Raw genomic sequence first — 24,315 nt, 5'->3', positions numbered from 1 at the left:
AAGGCAATTTGTCCGGGAGGATGACGATGCCGCGTGGGAACCGTCACAGTCGGCGTCGACTGGAGTAGAACGCTCGGCCAATATGTCCAGTTCAGCCCGGTTTGGCAAACCTGACCGACGTCTTAGCCGTCCTGGTACAAATGTTCGGGCATTCTGTACTCTTTGATCTTCCGATACAGCGTCCGCTCGCCGATACCAAGCATCTCTGCGGCCTTTCTTCGGTTCCCGCGCGTCTCCTTGAGCGCCGCCTCGATAGCCGACCGCTCGATGTCGGCCATCTTTGTCCCCGGCTGGATCGTGACGACGTTCGGCGGTGGCGCCTGATCGCGCGGCTCGATCGCCTGGACCGACCCTGAGCCCGCGATGGTCGCTGGCTGCACGTCACCTATCCACCCGTCGCGAACCGGCGGACGGTCGTCATCCATCCTCCGCCGCAGCTCCTCGACCTGAAGCTTGAGCTCGAGCAAGCTGCGCACGATGAACTCGAGCTCTCGACCGGTCGCGTGCTCCTGGCCGCGCACGATCGGGCCGACGTGGACCGGCAGCAATCGCGCTCCTCCCTGATCGCGAATCTGCCGCGGCAGATCGTCGGGCTGTATCTCGTGCCCTGGCGAAAGCACGACCATGCTCTCGATGAGGTTCCGAAGCTCACGGACGTTCCCCGGCCACGGATAGTCGATCAGGAATTGCATCGCTTCCGACGAGATCCCGTGGAAACGCCGATCATGCTGCTTTGAGTATTCTTGAATGAACCGGCGCACGAGCCGCGGAATGTCGTCCGGTCGCTCTCGCAACGGCGGCAAATAGATGCGCAGCACGTTCAACCGATAGAACAGATCGGCGCGGAAGCGCCCTTCGTCGACGAGTTCACGAAGCGGCTGATTCGTCGCGGCCACGACGCGCACGTTCACCGAAATCGGCTGCGCACCGCCAACGCGCATGAACTCGCGTTCCTCCAACACGCGGAGCAACTTGACCTGCGTGTGCGGCGGAATTTCGCCGATCTCGTCGAGAAAGAGCGTGCCCGTATCGGCCAACTCGAAACGGCCAAGACGCCGCTCGGCCGCACCGGTGAACGCGCCCTTCTCGTGGCCAAACAGTTCGCTCTCGAGCAGCGATTCGGGCAATGCGCCGACGTTCACGCCAATGAACGGCTTGTTCTTGCGCGGGCTGAGCATGGAAATGGCGCGCGCGACGAGTTCCTTCCCCGTTCCGCTCTCGCCCTCGATCAACACGGTGCTCGACACGGGCGCCATCTGCTCGACGCTCACCATCACTTCGCGCATCGCGTCGCTTTCGCCGATCAATCCAGTGATCTGCTGCAGACGGCGTCGCTCCAACAGGCGATGAAGCCCGCCGAGGACTTCGTCGAGATTGACGGGCTTGGGGAAAACGTCGACGTAGCCGAGTCCGCGTAAGCGCTCCACGTTCGCCGCGTCGGGATGGTCAGACAGGCCAACCACCGCGGCCCCGTCCCAGAGCTGTTCCTTCACCACGGCGACGGTCGACGGATCGGCAAGATCACCGGTGAAGACGATGATGTCCGGCTTCTCGCGTTTGAGCGCTGCGCGAATGTCGTCGAGCGGCGACACGAGCGCAGTGTCCACACCCTCCTGCTCGAGGAGTGCGTTGAGGCGAACAGCAGGTTCGACGTCCTGGAGCGTTAAGAGAATCTTCATTGCGGCGCGGCGTCGTGGTCGAGATGATCCGCGCGCAGAACGGCGACCGCGTGATCTATGATGGGATCGAGCGCGGCCAATCCGTCTTTGACGCCACCAGGCGAGCCGGGAAGATTCACGATCAACGTCCGATTGCGCGTGCCAGCCAGCCCGCGTGAAAGGGCCGCGCGTGGAAAGGTGCCGAGCGACAGTAGCCGAATTCGCTCAGCGATGCCCGGCGCTTCGCGATGCAAGATTGCTCGCGTGGCCTCGGGCGTAATGTCGCGCGGACCGAGACCGGTGCCACCCGTGGTCAGCGCGAGCTCCACGGCGTCGGTATCCGACCACACCGTGAGGCGTGCGACGATCTGCGCCGTGTCATCCGCCACGATTTCACGCGCCGCGATCTCGTACCCTCGGCCGCGGGCCCACGCTTCGATCGCGTCGCCCGACGTGTCGGCGCGCTCGCCACGCACGCCGGCGTCGGAGACAGTCAGAATCGCGATTCGCATTCAGCAACCCGCTTGGCGTGCCGTGGTGCTCCGCGGCTCACAGATGAGAAGCGTCTTTGTAAAACGGTGTCTTGGCGACGGTGGCTGGAACTCGCTTGCCACGAATCTCGACGTCGAACGTGCTTCCCTCTTTGGCCAATGCGGTTGGCACATAGCACGTGCCGATCGGAGTGCCGAGCGTCGGACTCATGGTACCGCTGCACACCACGCCGCTCTGTTCGCCGGCGACGTAGACCGGATAGCCGTGACGCGCAATGTTGCGATCGCCGAGCGTGAAGCCGACGAGCTTCTTCGACACGCCGTTCGCCTTTTGCTCATTGAGTACGGGACTGCCGACGAATTCTCCCTTCTTGAGCTTCACCAGCCACGCAAGGTTGGCCTCGAGCGGCGTGACAGTATCGTCGATGTCGTTGCCGTAGAGCGCCATTCCCATTTCCAGGCGCAGCGTATCGCGCGCGCCGAGGCCGGCGGGCGCTACACTTCCGGCAGCCATCAACGCGTCCCAGAGCTTGGTCGAGTACTTCACGTCGTGATAGAGCTCGAACCCGTCCTCGCCCGTATATCCCGTGCGCGAAATGATCATCGGCATCCCGGCAACCTCACCTTCGGCGAAGTGGTAATACTTGATCGCCGAGAGATCGGTCTTGGTCAGCGGCTGGAGAATCTTCGCCGCTTCGGGGCCCTGAAGCGCGAGCAATCCCATATCGTCGCTGACGTCTTCGATCGTCACGCCGAAACGGTCCGCGTGACGCGCGATGTGGGCAAAATCCTTCGCGATGTTCGACGCATTCACGACCATCATGACATGGTCGGGAAAGCGATAGACAAGGCAGTCGTCTTCGATCGTGCCGCGATCGTTGAGAATCGTCGAATAGTGGACCTGGCCAATCGCCAGCGCCGCCACGTCGTTCGTCGTTACGAAGTTCACGAAATCGACGGCACGGGCGCCACGAATCATGAACTCGCCCATGTGCGACACGTCGAACAGGCCGCAATGCTCGCGAACGGCTTTGTGCTCGACCGTGATGCCCTGGGCGTACTGGACCGGCATCTCGTACCCGGCGAACGGGACGATCTTGGCGCCGAGCGCAGCGTGTTTTTCGTAGAGGGGGGTGCGCTTGAGAAGCGTGTCAGTAGTCATCGAAGGAATATGCTTGGCTCTGGGCCGTACGTGCTAGCGGCCTGACGAGCCCGAGTCAACGCCATGTAAGCCCGCGTAAAGTTGCTGTTCGAATTCGCGGAGTTCGACACTCCAACCATGTGCACGCCGTTAGTGTCGAACCACCTATGCCTACGTCGTTTATGCGCCCACTCATCCTGCTCGCCCTCTTCACACCGGCGGCACTCGCGTCGCAAGTCCCCGCGACGCCGGCAACCTCAGCCACCGTGATCGCGGCCGGTCACTCGGTGGCTGTCCCGAGTGCGAAGGCCGTTCGCCGAGTCGGCGCAGTCGTGCTCGACGCGCGACTCGACGAGCCGGCGTGGCAGGCAGCGCCGCCGATTACGGAATTTCGCCAGATCGACCCGGAAGAGGGAAAGCCGGCATCGCAGCGGACAGAGGTTCGATTCCTGTTCGATGACGAGGCGCTGTACATCGGCGCGAAAATGTACGACACCGAAGGCGGCCGCGGCGTCATCACCCGGCTCGTGCGGCGCGACGCTTCGTTCGATTCGGACTACTTCGAAGTGGTCATCGATGGATATCACGACCATTTGAGTCGCGCGTTCTTCGACGTGAACCCGTCGGGATCGAAGGGCGACTACATCGGCATCGGGACGTCCTGCTGCGACCAGTCGTGGGACCCGATCTGGGAAGCGGCAACGCACGTGGACGAAGATGGCTGGACTGCGGAAATTCGGATTCCGTACAGTCAGCTGCGCTTTTCCCGCGATTCGGTGCAAACGTGGGGATTGCAGGTACGCCGCTTCATCAAGCGGCGCGACGAGCAGGATCAGTGGTCGTGGTGGGGCAAAACCGAATCAGGCGGCGGACCGGCGCGCTTTGGCCATCTCGAAGGACTGCGCATTGGCGCATCGCGGTCGAAGCTCGAACTGCTGCCCTATGCGGTGAGTAAATCCTCGTCGATCGCTACAGCGCCAAACGATCCGTTCAACACACAAGGGCGGCCGACGATGCGCGTCGGGCTCGATCTCAAAGATCGGCTGACGACCAACCTCACGCTCGACGCGACGATCAATCCGGACTTCGGGCAGGTCGAAGTGGATCCAGCGGTGCTCAACCTCTCGGCGTTTGAAACGTTCTTCCCGGAGAAGCGGCCGTTCTTCGTCGAGGGATCGCAGGTGTTCGACTTCGGCGGAGTCAACTGCAACTTCTGCAGCAACGTCGAGGGAATGAGTGGATTCTACTCTCGACGCATCGGACGGTCGCCAACGGGCGCCGGTCTCGCGACCGACAACTACGCCTGGGCCGACGTTCCAGACGCGACGACAATACTCGGCGCCGGAAAAATCACCGGACGCACGGCCGGAGGATTCACGGTTGGCCTCCTCGACGCCGTCACCGGTCAGGCAAACGCGCGGGTGCAAACCACGGCGGGACAGCGGCTGACGCAGGAGGTCGAGCCGTTGGCGAACTATCTCGTCAGCCGAGTGAAGCGTGATTACGACGCGGGCAACCTCGTCGTCGGCGGCATGTTCAGCGGCGTAGCGCGCAACATCGATTCGACGTTTGCGCCGCGCCTAGCCAAGCACGCCGAGATGGTTGGAAGCGACGTGCTGTACACCTTCGGCGACCGCATGTATTCGTTTCGCGCCAACGTTGCGCTGACGAACGTGTCGGGCGACGCGCGAGAGATTTTGCTGCGGCAGCAGTCGAGTGCGCGATACTTCCAGCGCCCAGATCGCGCCGGCGGCTCCGACGGATTCTTGTCGAGCAGGTACGACTCGACGGCAACATCGCTGCGAGGCATGGGTGCGTACGCCAGACTCGCGAAAGACGCGGGCGACGTGTTCGGCGAAGTGCAGTTCAGCACACGCACGCCGGGCTACGAGACCAACGACTACGCATTCCAGCAGCGCGCTGACTACACGTTTGGTCTGGCAAACATCGCGCGGACGTGGACGAAGCCGACGTCGTGGTATCGATCGCTGAGCGCGCTCGCTGGCGGCCAGGTGCAGTACAACTACGAGGGTGACCGAACGTGGACTCAGTTGCATCAGTACTTCGCGGAAACGACGCCCACGTTCTGGAATCTGTCCTTGTTCCACATCTATCGCGCGGCAGCGATCGACGATCGCTTGTTGCGTGGAGGCCCTGTAGCTGGCACGCCCGCCAGTCACTTCGCTTCGACGAACGTCTCGACTGACTCGCGACATGCGTGGGTCGGCAACGCGAACCTCTCGTACTACTGGGACACTCGCGGTGGAGCGAGTCCGTCCATCTCACTCAGCGCCGACTATCGGCCGGCACCGAACCTGACGTTGTCGTTCGGGCCGTCGTGGAGCCGGTCGCACGGCACGCCGCAGTATGTCGAAGCCCTTTCTGATCCGACCGCGACGTCGTTCTACGGGTCGCGATACGTCATGTCCGATCTGGACCAGCGTACCCTCGGCCTGGACACGCGCGTGAGCGTGACGTTCACGCCAAAAATGACGCTCGAGTTGTACGTCCAGCCATTCTTCGCGGCCGGGCGGTACTCCAATTTCGAAGAGTTCTCCGCGCCACGCAGCTCGCGGCTGGTCGTCTACGGTCGCGATCGCGGGACGCTGTCCACGACCAAGGATGCGTCGGGACACGCGCTGTCGTACACGATCGATCCGGACGGAAACGGTGCGGCGCAGCCGTTCTCGATCGACAATCCGGATTTCAGCCAGCAGTCGCTGCGCGGCAATGCAGTATTCCGTTGGGAATACCGACCAGGATCGGTGCTCTACGTGGCATGGACCCAATCGCGTTCCGGCTCACAGGAATTCGGCGATCTGGAATTCCAGCGAGATCGCACGGCGCTACTCGCGATGCGTCCGGACAACGTTTTTCTCGTGAAGGCAAGTTGGTGGCTGCCGCGATAGGACATCTGTAGCGATTGCGGGGAGCAGGATCGGCCCGCAGTTTCCAAGAGACCTCTTCCCTGCTTCTTCCGACATGACACGTCGCATTGTTTTCGGCGCGGCCGTGCTGGCCGCGGCCGCTTGTTCGCCACGCCAACCATCCTCGGCGCCACAGCCAACCAGCCCAGCGCCAACAACGGCGAATGCCTCCGGTCGCGGCGGCGCACCGACCGTTCCGCCTGGAGGAGCGCTGCCCACAGCGCCAGATTCGACTCAGGGGCGCGGCGGTCCGTTGTTTCCGCCTCCGGGCGGTCCGCGACCGTACGCTCGCGTCGTCACAGGCGAGGCAAAGACTCGGCGCGGAATGCTGATCGTACACCGCGTCGGCGAACGACTGTTGTTCGAGATTCCATCAAAGGAACTCAATAAGGACGAACTCGTCGTGGGCCGGCTCGCGCGCGCGGCGGCGGGGAATCAAACGCCCGGCCCCGCGGACGGTTTCGGTGAATACGCGGGCGATCGGTTTGGCGAACGGACGCTGCGCTGGGAGCGCAGCGGCAACCGCGTCATCCTTCGTTCGGTCTCATATGCCATCACCGCCGACAGCGGCACATCGGTGTTTCGGTCAGTACAGAATTCGAATTATGGTTCCGTCATCGCCGTTCTGAACGTCGAAGCCTACGGGCCCGACAGCGCGGCCGTCGTCGACGTGACAAGGCTGTTCACGACAAACATGCCGGAGTTCGCGGCTATTCGCGGCGCGATCGATCCGACGCGATCGTATATCGAACGCGCGATTGCGTTTCCTGATAACATCGAAATTGAAGCGACGCAGACCGGCAACCCCACGCCAACTGGTCCGACACTCCCCGGACTCGGCGGCGCGCGGCCCGCGCAGAGCGTCGTGGCGCACTGGAGTATCGTCCGTCTCCCGGAGCAGCCCATGCGGCCGCGTCGAGCGGATGAGCGCATTGGCTTCATCACCGTGAGCACCGTGGATTTCGGAACGCGCGAGCAAGTAGCGCTGACGAAGCAGTTCGTCACACGCTGGCGCCTCGAGTGCTCCGAGCGCAGACAGGGCAATCTCTGCTTCCCGAAAAAGCCGATCGTGTACTACGTCGATCCGGACACGCCGGATCAGTGGAAGCCGTGGATCCGCAAGGCGATTCTCGATTGGCAGCCGGCGTTCGAGGCCGCAGGCTTCAAGGATGCGATCATCCCCGGTGATGTACCGATGGAAGATCCAGATTGGTCGCCGGAAGACGTCCGCCATACGATGGTGCGTTGGCTGCCATCGACCGTGGAGAACTCTGTCGGACCGCACGTGCACGATCCGCGAACGGGCGAGATACTGAACGGCTCGTCGATGATTTTTCACAATCTCATCGAGCTGATGCAGTACTGGTACTTCACGCAGGCGTCGCAGTTCGACGTCCGCGCGCGGAAGATTCCCTTCCCCGATTCGCTGATGGGGCGCCTCATCGAGTTTGGGGTCGCGCACGAGATTGGCCACACGCTCGGCCTACCGCACGATCAGATTGGAAGCTCGATGTATCCCGTCGACTCGCTGCGCAGCGCGTCGTGGGCGCATCGCATGGGCCATGCGCCGAGCATCATGGATTACTCGCGCATGAACTACGTAGCGCAGCCGGAGGACAAGCTCGCGCTCGAAGACATTCTGCCGCGCGTTGGGCCGTGGGACAAATACACGATCTCATATGGCTATCGTGAGATTCCCGGCACGAAGACGCCGGAGGAAGAGCGATCGACGCTCGAGCATTGGATTCGGATGCAGGACACCATTCCGTGGTATCGGTATTCTGGCAACAATCCATTCGGCGGATACGGAACGCAGTCAGAGGCAGTGGGCGATGCCGATCCTGTGAAGGCGACCGGGCTCGGATTCAAGAACATCGCGCGCGTGATGGGTTACGTCGTGCAAGCCGGGACGCGCGAAGGTGAGGACAACGACCTGCTCCAGGCGCTGTACGACCGCACCGTTGGTCAGTGGGCGACGGAAGCAGGCCATCCGGCGACGATGATCGGCGGCGGCACGGTGCAGTACAAGGCAGGTGGGCAAGCCGGCCCGGTGTACGTGCCGCTCTCGAAGGCGCGGCAACAGGGCGCAATGCACTTCTTGAACGACAGCGTGTTCAAGACGCCGACGTATCTGATTCGCCCTGAGATCGGCGCGCGCATCGAGGCGGGTGGAATGCTGACGCGCGTCGGCGGCGCGCAGAATCGCATTCTCGTGCAGGTGATGCAGGATCAGCGTCTCAACCGATTGATCGAAGGTCCGGCGCTGGCCAGCGATCCGAAGACGGCCTACTCGCTCGCACAGATGCTCGAGGAGCTGCAGCACGGTGTGTGGTCTGAGCTATATACCGGCACGCCAAAGATCGACGCGTATCGCCGGCTGCTGCAGAACAACTATCTGACGGTCGTCAACGGAAAGTTGAATCCGTCGCCGGCCGCTGCTGCACAGATTGCGCAGCTCGCAGCACTCGGCATTCGCATCGAGCCGCTCTCGGAGGATGCCCGCTCTCAGGTTCGAGGCGAGCTGGTCTCGCTTCGTGCAGAGATTCGTCGCGGCACGGATAAGGCCGCCGATCGCGAGACGAAGATGCACCTGCAGGCAGCCGATCACCGGATCGGCGAGATCCTGGACCCGAAGAGATAGGTCACTGGTCTGAGGTCTCTGGTCTCAGGGGTAACCCAGAGACCAGAGATCAGGGACCTCGACCTCAGCGCAAGTCTGGGCGCTCGCGCGGGGCTTCCAGTTCGTCGCGGCCGAGGTGCCGAAGATCGGCGACGTCTGGCTTGTCGCCGGTGATCATCGACTTCACGACGTGGAAGAGGACGAGCGGCATTGGCTTGTCCGTCTTTGAATACGCGACGCTATCCGCCTCGACGAGAATCAACGCGATGCGCGGGTCGTGCGGACCACCGTCGCGCTTTCCATCGCCGACATCACCGAGCCAAGCGCGCCAGCTCGGATGGTAGAGGTCGTCGATGAGATCGCGATCACGTGACAGGATCGCGCGTCCGCTGACGCTCACCCACTCGCGCGTGCGGTCCTTGTAGTACGAGAGATTGACGTGGTCGTCGTGCACGAGCTCTTCGTACTTCTCGCTTTCGGCGTTCGTCATGAACCAGAGATCGGTTCCGGTCGTTCGCCGCTGCGTCTGCATGGGACGCGAGATGAGATGGCCGTCGGCCCGTCGCGTCGTCACCATCGCGGTCTCGATGCCGTCGATGAGTTTGTACAGGTCGTCGAGCTTTTTTTCGAGCGAGACTTCCATGGCGGAGTTGGCGTGAAGGGGTGAGGGCGGGCGCGCGCAATCGCGCGGCCGGCCCGCCCATTCACGGCAGTTTCAGTGCCGCGACCGCTTCTGCGACCTCAACGGCATGATCCGCCGGCTTCACCTTCTCGAACACGCGCGCAATCTTGCCGTCGCGATCGATTACGAACGTGGTGCGCGCCACGCCCATGTACTTCTTGCCGTACATCGACTTCTCGCCCCACACGCCGTATGCGTTGACGATCTTCTTGTCTTCGTCGGCAACGAGGGGATACGGCAGATTGAACTTCTCCTTGAACTTCTGGTGCGACTTTACCGAGTCGGGGCTGATGCCGAGCACGACTGCGTCGAGGCCGTCGAAACGCGGCAGGTGATCGCGGAAGGAGCACGCTTCGGTGGTGCAACCCGATGTGTCGTCCTTCGGATAGAAGAACAACACGACTGGGCGCCCACGAAGCGATGACAGAGTGAGCGACTCACCAGTGTCGGTGGGCGCCGTGAAGTCCGGCGCGAGGGTGCCAGCCTTCGGAATCATAGAGTCTCTCCACCCATGAGCACGGCCATGATCGCCTTCTGAATGTGAAGGCGATTCTCCGCCTCATCCCACACGCGACTCTGCGGACCGTCGATCACCTCGGCCGACACTTCCTCGCCACGGTGCGCCGGAAGACAGTGGAGGAAGATCGCGTTCTTGTCCGCCTGCTTCATCAGCTCAGGCGTCACGGAGAAACCGTGGAACGCGCGCTCGCGTTCCTTCTGCTCCTGCTCCTGCCCCATCGACGCCCACACGTCAGTGTTCACGACGTGCGCGCCCTTCGCCGCCTCCATCGGATCACGAACGATGCGAACCTTCGCGACTTTCTGCGCACGCGCGAGCAGATGGTCGGCCGGCTCGTAGCCTTCCGGACACGCGATATCGAGATCGAAGCCGAAGCGATACGCGGCGTTGATCCACGAGTTCGCCATGTTGTTGCCGTCGCCAATCCACGCGTACTTCTTTCCGTTGATGTCGCCGAGGTGTTGGCGAACGGTGAGAAGGTCGGCGAGGATCTGACAGGGATGCAACAAATCCGTCAGACCGTTGATCACCGGCACGTCGGCGTACTTCGCGAGCTCTTCGACGTCCTGGTGCGCGAAGGTGCGAATCAGAATGCCGTTCACATAGCGCGACAACACCTTCGCCGTATCGGCGATCGGCTCGCCGCGGCCAAGCTGAACGTCGCGCGCCGAGAGGAACATGGCGTGCCCGCCGAGCTGGTAGGTGCCAGCCTCGAACGAGACGCGTGTTCGCGTGCTCGACTTCATGAAGATCATGGCGAGCGTTTTTCCGGCGAGCGGCTTCTTGTCGTACTTCCCGCCGCGCATCCGTTCGGCCAACAGAAAAAGGCCTTCGAGCTCCGGGCGCGTGAAATCCGGTATGGCTAGAAAGTCGGAGGTCATGGTTGAGTAGGTGCTAGTTGCGGCCCGCTAGACGCTAGAGAATGTATTTCCTCAGATCTTCGTCTTCCACAATGGCCTTCAATCGATCCAAGACGACTTCTGCATTCACCGAGATCGTGGCCGTCCCGCGATCCGGAAGGTCGAACAGAACGTCCTCGAGCAGCGTGGTCATGACGGTATGCAATCGACGCGCGCCGATGTTCTCCATCCGCTGATTCACCAGCGCAGCGATTCGCGCAATCTCGGCGATTCCATCGGGGGCGAATTCGAGCTTAGCTCCCTCCGCCTCGACGAGCGCGACGTACTGCTTGGTAAGCGCGTTCTCCGGCTCCGTCATAATGCGGACGAAATCCTGTTCGGTGAGCGGCTTGAGCTCAACACGAATCGGAAAGCGGCCCTGCAGCTCCGGAATCAAATCGCTCGGCTTGGATACGTGAAACGCGCCGGCAGCGATGAAGAGAACGTGGTCGGTCTTCACCATGCCGTACTTCGTCTGGACGTTCGAGCCTTCGACGATCGGCAGTAGGTCGCGCTGCACGCCTTCGCGCGACACGTCCGGGCCTCCCATCTGCGAGCGCTCGCCGGCGATCTTGTCGATTTCGTCGAGGAAGATGATGCCGAGCTTCTCGACGCGATCGAGCGCGTCGGCAGTGACGTCTTCGAGGTCGATCAACTTCTCGAGCTCCTGCTCGAACAGAATTCGGCGCGCCTCGGCCACTTTCACCGTGCGCTTCTTCTTTCGCTTGGGCATCATCTCCTTGAGCATGTCGGAGATGTTGTCCATGCCTTCGTTGCCGCCCTGTGACGCGAGCACGTCGAACATTGGCGACGCTTGCGGCGTCACTTCGACTTCGACTTCGCGCTCTTCGAGCTTTCCGTCGAGCAGCAGTTGTTTGAGCTTGTCGCGGGTGCGCTTGTATCGATCCTGTGCAGGATCGTTGGCTTCCTTCGTCACCGCTCCGGTGCCGGACACGAGAAACACACCCAGCGCGTCTTCTTCGCGCTTAGGATCGTGCGCAGCGGCGTCGGTCGGCGTTGTGGGCGCCGGTGTCGGCGGAGGCGGCGGAAGCAGCAGGTCGAGCAACCGCTCGTCCACGCGCTCGTGTGCGAGCTCCTCGACTTCCGTCTCGCGCTCACTGCGAACCATGTCGATGGCGCTCTCGACGAGATCGCGCACCATGGACTCGACGTCGCGACCGACGTAGCCGACTTCGGTGAACTTCGACGCCTCGACCTTGATGAATGGCGCGCCGGCGAGCTTGGCCAGGCGGCGCGCGATCTCCGTCTTACCGACGCCCGTGGGGCCGATGAGAATGATGTTGTTCGGCGAGATCTCTTCGCGAATCGATTCCGGCGCGCGCTGGCGGCGCCACCGATTGCGAAGCGCGATCGCGACGGCCTTCTTCGCGTCGGCCTGCCCAACGATGTACCGATCCAGCTCCGCCGCGATCTGGCGTGGCGTCAGATCGGCGAGCTTGGCGAGCGCTTGCTGAGTGCGAGTCGAAGGCATAGATGCACGGCACACGACGAGCGATTGCGCCCCGCGTCATCGGGACGTATCTCGCGCGGCGCGCGACGCTCAGGTTGTTTCGAGAACGGTGATGTTCGTATTCGTGTAGATGCAGATCTCGCCGGCGATGTGCATCGCGCGCTTCACGATCTCCGGCGCATCGAGCTGCGTGTTGTCGCTCAGAGCACGCGCAGCAGCGAGTGCATACGACCCGCCCGATCCGATCGCGAGCACGCCATCGTCCGGCTCGATCAACTCGCCAGTGCCCGACACGATGAAGCCGTGATCCTTGTCGGCCACGATGAGTAGCGCTTCGAGGCGGCGAAGCACGCGATCGCTGCGCCATTCCTTTGCGAGTTCGACTGCCGCACGCGCAATGTTTCCGGGATATCGCTCGAGCTTTTCCTCGAACTTTTCGAACAGAGTCATGGCGTCGGCGGCGGCACCGGCAAAGCCGGCGACAACCTTACCGCCGCGAAGGACCCGAACTTTCTGCGCGTGAGACTTCATGACCGTCTCACCAACGGTCACCTGGCCATCGCCGCCGATCGCGACCTTTCCGTTACGCCGCACAGCGAGAATGGTCGTCGCCCGCATGCGGGGAAGTACTGTCGACATGACCGGAACATAGCGCAGGCCGCAAACCGACCCAACGGCTTGACCTAGGCGCGTCGCTCAGCCTTGGTGACGTCCGGCGGCGTGGGGCCGCCCGGCGTTTCGGGGCGACGGCGAAGCGATCCACGATTCGAGATCAGTTCGCCCAGGAAACGCCAGTTGCGGATGACTCCGTACAACAGCAACACCGTCCCGGCGACCACGGCGATGACCGAATACCGCCACGTGTCGCGACCAATGAACGCCGCCGCCATTCCCAGGACACCGAGGCCGATGCACGCTTCCCCGCCCCGGTTGCGCTCCACGCGCGGCCGACGGCGTCGCTCGCGCTTCACCAGTAGATCGTCGGGCGTCCAGGCGTCGAAAAGGAGCCCGAAGCCGACGAGGGCCATCAGGAGTCCGACAATGAGTGGGAGTATTTCAATCCGCATTCGCGAGGCCGAGATCGGTCATCATCGGCCTCATGAAGCAGTTTCTGGACCCTTACGCGCGCGGATGGGCTTTTTGGTACACCTGTTTGAGTCGCTCGACGCTGGTATGGGTGTAGATCTGCGTCGTCGAGATCGACGCATGGCCGAGTAGCTCCTGGACCGCACGAAGGTCGGCACCAGCGTCCAACAGATGTGTCGCGAAGGTATGACGCAACGAGTGAACGCTCAGCCCGGCGTCTTCATCGATCATCTCGAGGAAAGCGGTAACGGCTTTTTGCACCGCACGCACGCCAATGCGCTTCCCAGTGCGCGCGATGAACACAGCGTTTCGGTCTGCGCCCTGGCCAATCCCTCGAATCAGATCGTCGCGTTTAGCCTCGTAGTTGCGGAGCGCGAGCATGGCGTGATCGCCAATCGGAACGATGCGCTCCTTCCTTCCCTTTCCGCGCACCTTCGCCTGCTGGCTGATCATGTCGAGCTCGCCGCGACTCAACCCCTGCAGCTCCGACAGACGCATTCCAGTGGAGTAGAAAAGCTCGAGAATCGCCAGATTGCGCACGTCGACGAAATTGCCTTCGGACGCTCGAAGCTCGGCCATTTGAAAGAGCAGGTCGATCTGCGTGCGATCGAGATAGCCCGGTAGATACTTGTCGAGCTTCGGCGCACCGACGGCGCGCGCAGGATTGGTGTCGACGAGCTCGTTGCGGTGCAAGTATCGATAGAAGCTTCTGATCGCCGACAGCGTGCGCGCCATGGAGCGCTTGCCGAGCCCGCGCTTGGAGAGCGCGCCGAGGAAACCACGCATTGCCAGACGGTCGACGCCCTGCCAGCTCCACGCGGCACCCGCATAGTACCGGCTCAGGTATGCGACGAACTCGCGCAGATCTCGTTCGTATGCGCGAACGGTATTCGGTGAGACATCGCGCTCTTTGGCGAGGTGGTGCAAATAATCGGTGATCGCATCCGGCAGGGCGCCGGGCGTGTCACCGCCGTCAGACATGCTGCGCTGGCCCGCGGTGCAGTACCGTCGACGCAAATTCGGCCATATCGCGTAGCGCACGTTCCGCAAGCTTTTCGCGCTTGACGCGTTTGTCCTTCACGCGCGTCGGCAGATCGTCAACCAGACCGAAGTTGGCGTTCATCGGCTGAAAGTGCTTTGGATCGGCCTCTCGCAGGTACCGATACAGGGCGCCAAGCATCGTCGTTGGCGGCGGAATAACGGGCGCCTCGCCAGCGAGCATGCGGGACAGATTGATTCCCGCGAGCAGACCCGTCGCCGTGCTTTCAGTGTAGCCCTCGACGCCCGTAAGCTGTCCGGCAAACAGTGTCATGGGGTCGTCGCGCAGCGAAAGATGCGGCGAGAGCGACGCTGGCGAATTGACGTACGAGTTGCGGTGAATCGAACCGTAGCGGAGGAATTCAGCGTTTTCTAATCCCGGAATCATTCGGAAGACTTTCTGTTGCTCCGGAATGCGTAGTCGCGTCTGGAAACCAACGATGTTCCACATCTGACCGGCACGATCTTCCATCCGCAGCTGCACGATCGCATGTGCGTCGCGTCCGGTGCGTGGATCCTGAAGTCCAACCGGCTTCATCGGACCAAAGCGCAACGTTTCGCGACCTCGGCGCGCCATTTCTTCGGCCGGCATGCAGCCCTCGAAGTACGGCACCTCGTCGAACTCGTGACCGTGGTGCTGATCGGCCGCCGTGAGTGCGTCGATGAACGCCTCGTACTGATCGCGCGTGAACGGGCAGTTGAGATACGCGCCCTCCTCTCCCGCCTCGGCCATCGTTTCCTTACCATAGCGCGATGCGCGAAATACAATCGACTCGTCGATCGAATCATGCGCGACGATGGGCGCGATGGCGTCGTAGAAGGCGAGCGACGCGACACCCAGTCGCGCGCGGATCGCCTCGGCGAGTGCATCAGATGTCAGCGGCCCGGTCGCGATCAATCCGGGACTCGGCAGCGACGCGACTTCTTCGCGCACCACGGTGACTCGCGGGTGCGACGTGACGCGATCATGCACGCCAGACGAAAACACATCGCGGTCAACCGTGAGCGCACTGCCGCCGGGAACGCGCGCGTCGTCTGCGGCGTTGAGCACGACCGAGCCGAGCACGCGCATTTCGGCTTTGAGCAGGCCGTGGGCGTTCGTCGTTTCGGTGCTCTTGAACGTGTTCGAGCAGACCAGTTCGGCGAGACGGTCAGTCTTGTGCGCTGGCGTTCCGCGCACGCCGCGCATCTCGTGGATGACGACGTCGTGGCCGCGTTCGGCAAGCTGCCACGCGGCTTCACTTCCGGCGAGTCCGCCGCCGACGATATGGATTGGCGCTGAAGACATAGATGCCGCGAAAGGTAATTACCGCGACATGTTGATCACGTCGGCGTACCCGAGAATTCTTCCCTCGTTGAACGCCTTCAGCAGATCCAGCATCGATGACGTCACCGACGGCAAACGTCCGCCGAGGAGCATCTGTTGGCCGGCGACGCGCAGCGGAGCACCGCCACCGCCGCGAAAACCACCGCCGATGGATCGGATGAATGAGCTGGCAGAATCGAGCGGAAGCGTTCCGACGTTGGTGTAATACCGCTTCCACTCATCGACGCCCTGAAAGAGATACTGCTCGACGTTCGACGTATAGAACGCCCCCACGACGGCGTGGTGATCCTTGAGATACTGCCCTACAGTGCGAATCGCTTTGGGACCAGCAAAATCGCCGACGATCGGGACAAGTAGATTCTTCGTCTCGAAATCCTTGAGCCAACGGTAGTTCGCTTCGGTGGCGAGATACGCCCAGTTCCGTCCAGCGGAATCGGTCGCGAGTTGCAGCGATGCATACGTCGGCATGTTGCCGCGTCCGAAACCACCGCCGGCGTTCGGATAGTTGTAGTTGATCTGTGGTCCACCGGTGAAGAACGCCGAGTAGACGTATTCGAGATACTTCTCGTCGCTATCCGCCATGACGAAGCCACGATCCTTCGTCAAATGGTCGCGAATCGCCGCGAGGTTTTGTTTGTACAGCGCTGAGTCGCGCGTGGCCTGAACGAATTCGTCGAACAGCTTTTGCGCCGTCGACGACGAATCGAGTCCGGCCGGCCGGCGGCGCGAGAAGAGTCGCGACAGATAGTCAGCGCGGTCGGCCGACAGCTCGAAGAGCGCCTTGTACATCAGGTGCTCGATCATGTTGCCGCGGCGGATGTCGAAGATGATAGCCATCTTCGGCTTCAGCGCAGCGATGTACGTGAAATTCTGCTCGGGCCCGACGCCGAGATACACGCTGCCCGGCTTGATCAGCCGAACGAGATCAGGAATGACGAACTGAAAGCCCGTCTCGTTCGAGAGCAGGTTATCCGACCGGAAGTATCCGGCGGGCTCGGAGAAATCGGCGTTGAGCTGCCACAGCTCCTTGTCGGAGAGGCGCTGTGGGATGGTGCTGGCAGCCTGGGCGTGAAGGCTTCCCGAGGAGAGCGCGTAGCTCGCGACGAGCGCGAGCACGCGTGTGAGACCCAACCGGCGCAAACGAGCAGTCACGTGCTTCTCCGTTTTACGGGAACGCGACGCCGCGGCGCTATCCGGCTAGCGCCTCGGCATCCACTTCTTCAGCCGCATCATCCGGCTTGGGAACATCCCACTCGTTGCCACACTTGAGGCACTTACGGAAATCTCCGCGCGCCTTGGTGAACTTCATCTCGGCGCCGAGATAACCGCACTCCGGACACTTCTCGGCCACGGGCTTGTTCCACGCTACGAAGTCGCACTCCTCGTTCGAGCACGCATAGAACGCAGTGCCACGCTTCTTGGAGCGACGCTCGACGAGCTCACCGCCATCCTTCGGGCAGAATACGCCCGTCGGCATAGAGCGAGTGCCGCGGCACTTCGGGAACGTACTGCAGCCGAGGAACTGGCCGCTGCGACCCTGACGAATGACCATTGGCGCGCCGCAGACGTGGCACATGTGCTCCGTCATCACGGGCTTGGCCTTCTCGCCCTTGATCGGTCGCGTGTACTTGCACGTCTTTGGATGATTCTCGCAGGCGAGGAACGGCCCGAAGAATCCCCCGCGTGCTTCGAGCTTGCCACCGCAATCGGGGCAACGAAGCTCCGGAACCGCGGAGAGATCGTACGCTTCGGCGATGAGCGACGGCGCGTCGACCTTGCTGAGGCTCTTGGCGAACGGCGAATAGAAGTTCTTGAGAACTTTCTGCCAACCGAGATCGCCTTCCTCGACCTTATCGAGCTCCCCTTCCATGGCCGACGTGAAGTCGACATTGAAGATGTCGGGGAACTGCTTGACCATCACCTTCTCGACGCTCTCGCCAAGCTCAGTCGGGAAGAAGCGGCGCTGATTCAGCTCGACGTAGCGACGATCCGCCAGCACCGAGATGATCGACGCGTACGTTGACGGTCGGCCGATGCCGAGCCGTTCCAGTTCCTTCACGAGGCTCGCTTCCGAAAAGCGCGGCGGCGGTTCGGTGAAGTGCTGACTCGGCGTGACACTCTTGCACGGCACCTTTTCGCCGACTTCGACGACAGGCAGCGCCTGCTCGTCCTCGAGCGCCTTGCTTTCGCCCTCTTCGCGGGACTCGCGATAGAGTACGAGGAAGCCCTGGAACTTGATGATCGAGCCGGTGGCGCGGAACAGATAGCTGCGACGGCCGATGTCCGGCTGCATCGTCGACGGAATGTCGAAGTCGACGGTGGTGGTGTCGAACACGGCCGGCGTCATCTGCGACGCCATGAAGCGCTGCCAGACGAGCGTGTACAGCTTGAGCTGATCGGCGCTCAGATACTTCCGCATCTCGTCGGGACGACGCGTCGGATCGGTCGGACGAATCGCTTCGTGGGCTTCCTGAGCGTTCTTTGATTTCTTCTCGCTGGCGCCGTAGAGCTGCGGCGCTTTGGCGACGAACTCCTCACCGAACAGCACACGCAGATAGTCGCGGGCTTGCGCTGCAGCGCTCTCAGCGACGCGGGTGGAGTCGGTACGCATGTACGTGATGAGACCAACGGTACCTTCGTTACCGATGTCGACACCTTCGTACAGATCCTGAGCGACGCGCATCGTTCGCTTGGAGCCGAACGAGAGCTTCTTCGCGGCTTCCTGCTGGAGCGTAGACGTGGTGAACGGCGCCGATGGATTCTTGCGACGCTCGCGTCGCTTGACCTCGGTGACGTCGAAAGTGCGACGCGCCTTCAGGTCGTCCAGAATACGCTCGGCTTCGGCCTGGTTGTGGATCTCGGCCTTCTTGCCGTCGATGTGATGGAGCTTGGCGGTGAACTGCTGACCGTCCTGCTCCAGCAGCGCCTCGATGGTCCAGTACTCGACAGGCTTGAATGCACGAATTTCCCGCTCGCGCTCGACGATGAGTCGGAGCGCGACGGTCTGCACGCGGCCAGCGGAGACGCCCTTTTTGACCGTCTTCCAGAGCACCGGGCTGGCCTTGTAGCCCACCAGACGATCGAGAAGACGGCGTGCCTGTTGGGCCTCGACCTTCTTGCTGTCGATGACGCCAGCGTTCTGAATCGCGCGCTGCACTGCGTCCTTCGTGATCTCGTGAAAGAGCACACGACGGATCGGCACCTGCGGCGCCCCACGCTTTGGCGCGATCTGCGTTGCCACATGCGCCGCAATCGCCTCGCCCTCGCGATCAGGGTCGGTGGCGATCAACACTTCTTTGCTGTCCTTCGCCGCGCTCTTCAGTTCGGCGATGGTCTTTTCCTTTCCGGGAATCGGAACGAGGTCGGGAGTGAAGCCGTTGTCGACGTCGACGCCCAACTTTTTCTCGGGCAGATCCATGATGTGCCCGACCGTTGCACGAACGCGGTAGCCGCGGCCGAGGTACTTGCCGATCGTTTTCGCCTTGGCCGGCGACTCGACGATGACGAGCGTGCTGGTGCCGCCGGAGGCTGCGGCCTCGGCTTCGTACTCCGATACGTCGTCTGCAACGTTGACGCGACCCCGGCGAGCAGTCGCCTTAGTCGTCGCCTTTTTCTTTGCCACCTTTTTCGCCGATGCGCGAGGCTTGGCGGTCTTGGCCGCCGCAGTCCCGCGTTTGGCGCTCGAGGGGCGCTTTCGTGTTGCCATGCTCAGTGTACCGTCTGGTGTTGGTCGCTCTCGCCTGGCTCGCCGAAGCCCGCCCCTTCCATGAGGGAGCGGAGGTCGTCCAGGGCAATGCGGCCATCGATCTGTAGTAGTGCCCGTTCGATAATGTGCTCGAGCTCGGCAGCGTTCAGCGCGCCGGAGCCCTTCAACGCCAAAAGATGACCCCAGGCTTCGGGGGCAAACCGTCCGCGCTCATGCGGACCCAACACTCGAAAAGTCATCATCTCCTACTCTGGACGCGCAGGCCGGACCAAAAGCAAGAAGGGGAGGATGTCTGATGCGGGTAGCATCGATCCTCTCCCTGTCGAATCCTTCACATTCGGCCCCGCCACCCTATTGGAACGGTAACGTATTCTTACACCCCCGCCGAGGCAAGCTCGATCACCTTCTCTATAACCCTTTGTAGGTTATAGAGTTCCGTGTTTATGACGTGATCGGCCGCTTCGTATGCGGCCTTCCTCGCCTCGAAGAGACGCTCGAGCTCGGCACGCGGATCCGGCCGCGAAAGCAGCGGTCGGAGGCTCCGCATGGGGCCTAAACGCTTCAACGCGGTCTCTGGGTGCACTCTAAGGTATATGAGCCGACTAGGGGGTCGGACGATGGAGACGACGTCGGGGTTGGCAATCCAGCCACCGCCCGGCGACACGACCATGTTCCCCACCAGAGTGAGCTCTTCCGTAAGCTCACGCTCCTTTTTCCGAAAATACGGCTCTCCGCGCTCCGCAAAGATTTGGCCGATCGAGCGCATTTCCCGTCGCTCGATCTCGAGATCAAAGTCCAGGAAGGTGCGCCCGGTCTTGTCCGCTACGGCTTGGCCGACCGTCGTCTTTCCCGATCCCGGCAATCCTACCAGAATCAGGTGCGGTTTCGACGGATCAGCTACCGAGCCGGGCTGCGAGGTGCGAAAGATAGGCGTCATAGTTCCGTTTGATCTCCCCGAGTGAATCGCCCCCGAACTTCTCGAGGAACGCGTCGGCGAGCACTAGAGCAAGCATTCCTTCTGCGATGACTCCCATCGCGGGTACGGCGGTCACGTCGCTACGCTCGGCGACCGCGGCCGCTGGGGCACCGGTCGCGACATCGATTGTACCCAGAGGACGCATCAACGTGCTAATTGGCTTCATCGCGACACGAATGACGAGCGGTTCCCCCGTCGTCATTCCACCCTCGAGGCCGCCAGCGCGATTCGTCTTGCGACGGACATTGCCCGATCGGACCTGACCGGGCGCCATTTCGATTTCGTCGTGAACGTCGGCGCCAGTGACGCGCGCGGTGTCGAAGCCCATTCCGATCTCGACGCCTTTCACGGCGGGAATGGACAGGATCGCCGCGCCGATGCGCCCATCGAGCTTGCGATCCCAAGAGACATGCGAGCCGAGGCCGACGGGCAATCCGTCGACGACGACCTCGCAGATGCCACCGAGTGTGTTCCCCGCGCGCTTGATCTCATCGATGTACGTGATCATGCGCGCCTCCGCGGCCGGGTCGAGCGTACGCAACTGCGACGCATCGGCGGCGGCGTTGATGTCGGCGGGCATCGTGGATGGCCGCACCGCATCGATGCCACCGAGGTGCACGAGATGGCTGCCGATGCGAACGTCGAACTCCATGAGGAAACGCTTACAGATCGCCGCGGCGGCAACCCGCGCCGTGGTCTCGCGCGCCGACGCGCGCTCGAGAATGTCACGGGCGTCGTCGCGATCGTACTTGAGAATTCCGGTAAGGTCGGCGTGGCCAGGGCGAACGCGTGTCACGGCGCGTGCACGCGTCACGCGCTGCGGCTGCGCTGCGGTGTCCGCGCTCTCGCCGGTGGCCGCGAGTGCAGGATCGGGAGCGGGATCCATGATCGCCTGCCAATTCTTCCAATCGCGATTGTGCATCAGCATCGCGATGGGCGAACCGAGCGTTTCACCGGCGCGGACGCCGGACAGGAATTCGATCGAGTCCTTCTCGATCTGCATACGTCGTCCGCGACCATAGCCCTGTTGCCGACGGGCGAGTTCGACGTTGACGTCGTCAGCAAGCAACGGAATGCCGCTGGGCATTCCTTCCAAAATGCTTACGAGGGCTGGGCCGTGCGATTCGCCGGCGGTAGTGAATCGAAGGTGCATCGTGAAGGGTAAACAGTAAAACGGCGCGCGTGAACCACGCGCGCCGTCTCACTACTGCTACGATCTGAGAATCACGGTGGGCCAGGCTTGATATCGGCGGCCGTGAGGTCGATGACGACGAGACCCTGCTGACCGACGGCGTAGAGCTTCATCACGACGTCTGGCGCGTCACCCGGCATTGGTCCGCTCGCGCGGAGCGGTCCATAGATCGGGTTCTTCAGCTGGAGCTTGCCGCGGTTGATGTAGTAGGCAACGTCCACGATCTCGACGACGCCGCTCGCCGCTCCAACGAAGGCGAGACGCTGGTTGGCCGGTGAGAGCGTTCCGGCTGCGTTCGGATGGAACGTGATGCCGGCGCCGTTGTCGAACGAATCGTACTTACCCTGCAAGCGCAGGTGGAACGGATCGCTCACCGCGGAGAAGAAGGACTGCGAACCGTGAGAGGCTACGGTTCCACCGTTGACGTCGAGCGCCAATCCGAAGACCTGTTCCGACGCGTTGTCGGTGAGGTCAGAGATCGTGACGAGCGGCGAGAAGAAGTTCGGAACCGGTCCCGCAGAATCGGCCACCATGATGACGCGACCGGCGCCTGTCTTGTGTCCTTCGCCGAACGCGATCCAGTTACGATCGCCGCTGGCCGCCGCAAACGTGGTGTCGGTGAGTGCCAGTGACGGCACCACGAGACCGCGAACCAATTCTGCGTCGCTACCGCCGGCGAGCGCCGCGGCTACTGCGTTTTGCGGAAGCGGATCGACCGTCTGGATCATTCCGCTGCGCTGACCGTACGGGTGATCCCAGATGACCAGCTTGTCGGATGAATCGGACGACGGCGGCGCCTGGATGAGGGCGATGGAGTCGACGTTGAACAGCGCGTAGACCTGTTCGGTTGTCTTGGTGACGTCGCCGTACTGCCAGATCTGACGCGGATCCGGAACGGGCAGGCTCGGATCGAGCCAGCGAATGGTGCCTGCCGGCGCCGTCGGCGTGGGACGCGTGGAGTAGAACACGCGGCCGCCGCGCGACTGCGCGATGTACTGCGGGCGATCCGAGTAGCTGAACGGTCCGGCCGCGCTGAGCTTGATCTTGCCGGTCGTTTCGTCGCGCTGCACCGTCACCGTGAACACGTAGGTGTTTCGGGTGAGAATGCGGTTCGGCAAGTCTTCGTGCAGGCTCGACGCGTTCGTCGATCCGATGTAGACGCGACTGATGTTCGTACCGCCTGAATTTGCGACGAGCAGCGTGTCAGGATTGTTCGAGATGAACAGACCCCACGGGAGCGAGCCGACCGCAATGGCATTCGGCGCGAAGCCCTTTCCACTGTTCGAGCTCTGCCAGACGTCGAGCAGGTTGAACGCGGTGTTCGAAAGGAACACGTTACCGCGCGCCGCATCGACCGCGATGTCGCCGATCGTGCCCTGCTGCGGCAGCGTGTACGTGCGACCGTAGACGATGAGCGTGGAGTCGCGCTGTGCGGCGTTGATGTCGCTCTCAGAGTTGCCGCGCGTTGCCGGAACCGCGTAACCAACTCGACCGGCCTGGTCGACGGCGAACGCCGTGATATTCAGCTTCTTGCCCTGCTGCGACGGCGGCACCGCGAGCGGAACGCTCGCCTGCACGTTCGCGTTGAACGGCGGCGCCAACAGGATGCTGTCGCGCTGGATGATCGTACCGCTGCTATCGCGGATGACGATGCCAACTCGAGTGATGGCTTCACCAGTCGCGCGGACAACCACAGAATCAGAATATTCGCTCTTGGGCAACACGGTCTGCACGACGCGCGGGATTGCCGCGTTGGCGCTGCGAACGTACACAGCGACCGGCGTCGAAGAGCCTGGCTGGCGGTCGACGTCCACGGCTGATGCCGTGATCGTGATGCGGCCGCGGAGCGGTGCATTCAGAGGAACACGCGCCACCGCGGAGAACGTGACGTCTCGCGGATTGGTGGTGTACACCTGACTAAACGACGTATCGAACTTGGTGGGCCAGTTCGCCTCACCGGTGACGCGAATATCGATGCGGCCAACGCCATTCGGATGCTGCGCGCGAGCCGACACGTTCAAGCCGACGCCAGCAGGAATGCTGTCGCCCGTGGTCGGAGCAACGACGCTGACCTTTGGTCCAGCGACGATGTCGATCAGGCGGCTGGCCGTGTCGGCGGCCAGCGAATCCGTCGCGATGACGACGATTCGGAGGCTGTCGAGCGACGTGTCAGCAGCGCTGATCGGCTGCAGGTAGCGGCGGATCGTCGTGTCGCGAAGACCAGTGCGGAAGGTTCCCACGGCCGGAATCGAGACCGACTTGTACCGCGCCGTCTGCGTGTAGGTGCCGAGATCGACGCTGCCCTTCTCGGTCATCCCGACGATCGTCGCGTTCTTCAGCTGTTTGGCGTCGTGAAGACGAACCGTCACGAGGACGGAATCGCCGACGTTGATCAACGCGCCGGCAAGCGGCGAGTCGATCACGACGGTTGGCGCCGTGGTGCTGGAGGACGACGACGGTGACGAACCGACCGTCGTCGGAAGGGTGGTCGCCGTTGGGAGTCGCGTGTCGCAGCTCGCGACAATCATGACTCCCGCGGACAACGCGGCTAGGCGAATCAAAACAGATCGCATCGTATGGC

The 24,315-nt window shown here is 62.4% G+C and carries 19 protein-coding genes; 2 read left to right on the top strand and 17 right to left on the bottom strand.

Features of this window, described 5'->3' with window-relative positions; genetic code table 11:
* Positions 1-122 precede the first annotated feature (122 nt).
* Genes AC6H4Z_RS07635 through gcvT form a run of 3 tightly spaced genes read right to left on the bottom strand, consistent with a single transcriptional unit; the run spans position 123 to position 3,311 of the window.
* The gene (locus AC6H4Z_RS07635; RefSeq protein WP_497546156.1) at positions 123-1,679 is read right to left on the bottom strand and encodes a sigma 54-interacting transcriptional regulator; all 1,557 of its coding nucleotides are present in this window, start codon (positions 1,677-1,679) and stop codon (positions 123-125) included.
* A complete protein-coding gene (locus tag AC6H4Z_RS07630) occupies positions 1,676-2,170 on the bottom strand; it encodes a MogA/MoaB family molybdenum cofactor biosynthesis protein (RefSeq protein WP_497546155.1) in 495 nt (164 codons plus the stop codon). Before AC6H4Z_RS07630 ends, AC6H4Z_RS07635 begins: the two co-directional genes overlap by 4 nt.
* 37 nt (positions 2,171-2,207) lie before the next feature.
* Positions 2,208-3,311, bottom strand: a complete 1,104-nt coding sequence (gene gcvT, locus AC6H4Z_RS07625) for a glycine cleavage system aminomethyltransferase GcvT (protein ID WP_497546154.1) — start codon at positions 3,309-3,311, stop codon at positions 2,208-2,210.
* A gap of 146 nt (positions 3,312-3,457) precedes the next feature.
* Here gcvT and AC6H4Z_RS07620 point away from each other — a divergent pair, with 146 nt between their 5' ends.
* A complete protein-coding gene (locus tag AC6H4Z_RS07620) occupies positions 3,458-6,199 on the top strand; it encodes a DUF5916 domain-containing protein (protein ID WP_497546153.1) in 2,742 nt (913 codons plus the stop codon).
* Between the two features lie 73 nt (positions 6,200-6,272).
* Positions 6,273-8,858 (top strand): zinc-dependent metalloprotease, encoded by a 2,586-nt coding sequence (locus AC6H4Z_RS07615; RefSeq protein WP_497546152.1) that lies wholly within the window; start codon positions 6,273-6,275, stop codon positions 8,856-8,858.
* Between the two features lie 64 nt (positions 8,859-8,922).
* On the opposite strand, the gene AC6H4Z_RS07610 is transcribed toward AC6H4Z_RS07615, so the two are convergent.
* The 14 genes from AC6H4Z_RS07610 to AC6H4Z_RS07545 all read right to left on the bottom strand — a co-directional run bounded on the left by AC6H4Z_RS07610 (position 8,923) and on the right by AC6H4Z_RS07545 (position 24,307).
* Entirely contained in the window at positions 8,923-9,480 is a 558-nt protein-coding gene (locus tag AC6H4Z_RS07610) for a pyridoxamine 5'-phosphate oxidase family protein (RefSeq protein ID WP_497546151.1), read from the bottom strand.
* Between the two features lie 61 nt (positions 9,481-9,541).
* Positions 9,542-10,015: a thioredoxin-dependent thiol peroxidase gene (bcp, locus tag AC6H4Z_RS07605; protein ID WP_497546150.1), complete on the bottom strand. Its 474-nt coding sequence runs from the start codon at positions 10,013-10,015 to the stop codon at positions 9,542-9,544.
* Positions 10,012-10,920: an ornithine carbamoyltransferase gene (gene argF / locus AC6H4Z_RS07600; RefSeq protein ID WP_497546149.1), complete on the bottom strand. Its 909-nt coding sequence runs from the start codon at positions 10,918-10,920 to the stop codon at positions 10,012-10,014. Before argF ends, bcp begins: the two co-directional genes overlap by 4 nt.
* Before the next feature lie 34 nt (positions 10,921-10,954).
* Positions 10,955-12,430 carry an ATP-dependent protease ATPase subunit HslU gene (hslU, locus tag AC6H4Z_RS07595; protein ID WP_497546148.1) on the bottom strand — a complete coding sequence of 492 codons (1,476 nt, stop codon included), beginning with the start codon at positions 12,428-12,430 and terminating at the stop codon, positions 10,955-10,957.
* 69 nt (positions 12,431-12,499) lie between these two features.
* On the bottom strand, positions 12,500-13,048 hold the full coding sequence (hslV, locus tag AC6H4Z_RS07590; protein WP_497546147.1) for an ATP-dependent protease subunit HslV: 549 nt from the start codon (positions 13,046-13,048) through the stop codon (positions 12,500-12,502).
* 44 nt (positions 13,049-13,092) lie between these two features.
* A complete protein-coding gene (locus AC6H4Z_RS07585) occupies positions 13,093-13,476 on the bottom strand; it encodes a hypothetical protein (RefSeq protein ID WP_497546146.1) in 384 nt (127 codons plus the stop codon).
* Between the two features lie 52 nt (positions 13,477-13,528).
* Positions 13,529-14,476 (bottom strand): tyrosine recombinase XerC, encoded by a 948-nt coding sequence (locus tag AC6H4Z_RS07580; protein WP_497546145.1) that lies wholly within the window; start codon positions 14,474-14,476, stop codon positions 13,529-13,531.
* Complete coding sequence (trmFO, locus tag AC6H4Z_RS07575) at positions 14,469-15,821, bottom strand: methylenetetrahydrofolate--tRNA-(uracil(54)-C(5))-methyltransferase (FADH(2)-oxidizing) TrmFO (protein WP_497546144.1); 1,353 nt, start codon at positions 15,819-15,821, stop codon at positions 14,469-14,471. Before trmFO ends, AC6H4Z_RS07580 begins: the two co-directional genes overlap by 8 nt.
* A gap of 18 nt (positions 15,822-15,839) precedes the next feature.
* Positions 15,840-17,012 (bottom strand): LIC_10091 family protein, encoded by a 1,173-nt coding sequence (locus AC6H4Z_RS07570; protein WP_497546143.1) that lies wholly within the window; start codon positions 17,010-17,012, stop codon positions 15,840-15,842.
* 37 nt (positions 17,013-17,049) lie between these two features.
* Positions 17,050-19,566, bottom strand: a complete 2,517-nt coding sequence (topA, locus tag AC6H4Z_RS07565) for a type I DNA topoisomerase (RefSeq protein ID WP_497546142.1) — start codon at positions 19,564-19,566, stop codon at positions 17,050-17,052.
* 2 nt (positions 19,567-19,568) lie between these two features.
* Positions 19,569-19,808 (bottom strand): DUF494 family protein, encoded by a 240-nt coding sequence (locus AC6H4Z_RS07560; protein WP_497546141.1) that lies wholly within the window; start codon positions 19,806-19,808, stop codon positions 19,569-19,571.
* A 131-nt stretch (positions 19,809-19,939) separates the two neighbouring features.
* Positions 19,940-20,503, bottom strand: coding sequence for a shikimate kinase (locus tag AC6H4Z_RS07555; protein ID WP_497546140.1), 564 nt, complete (start codon positions 20,501-20,503; stop codon positions 19,940-19,942).
* Positions 20,460-21,695, bottom strand: coding sequence for a chorismate synthase (aroC, locus tag AC6H4Z_RS07550; RefSeq protein ID WP_497546139.1), 1,236 nt, complete (start codon positions 21,693-21,695; stop codon positions 20,460-20,462). The genes AC6H4Z_RS07555 and aroC overlap by 44 nt, the downstream gene beginning before the upstream one ends.
* Before the next feature lie 71 nt (positions 21,696-21,766).
* Positions 21,767-24,307 (bottom strand): hypothetical protein, encoded by a 2,541-nt coding sequence (locus AC6H4Z_RS07545; protein WP_497546138.1) that lies wholly within the window; start codon positions 24,305-24,307, stop codon positions 21,767-21,769.
* Between the last annotated feature and the right edge of the window lie 8 nt (positions 24,308-24,315).

It is taken from the genome of Leucogemmata humicola (genome assembly GCF_055379415.1).
This window is presented reverse-complemented; position numbering and strand designations above follow the sequence as displayed.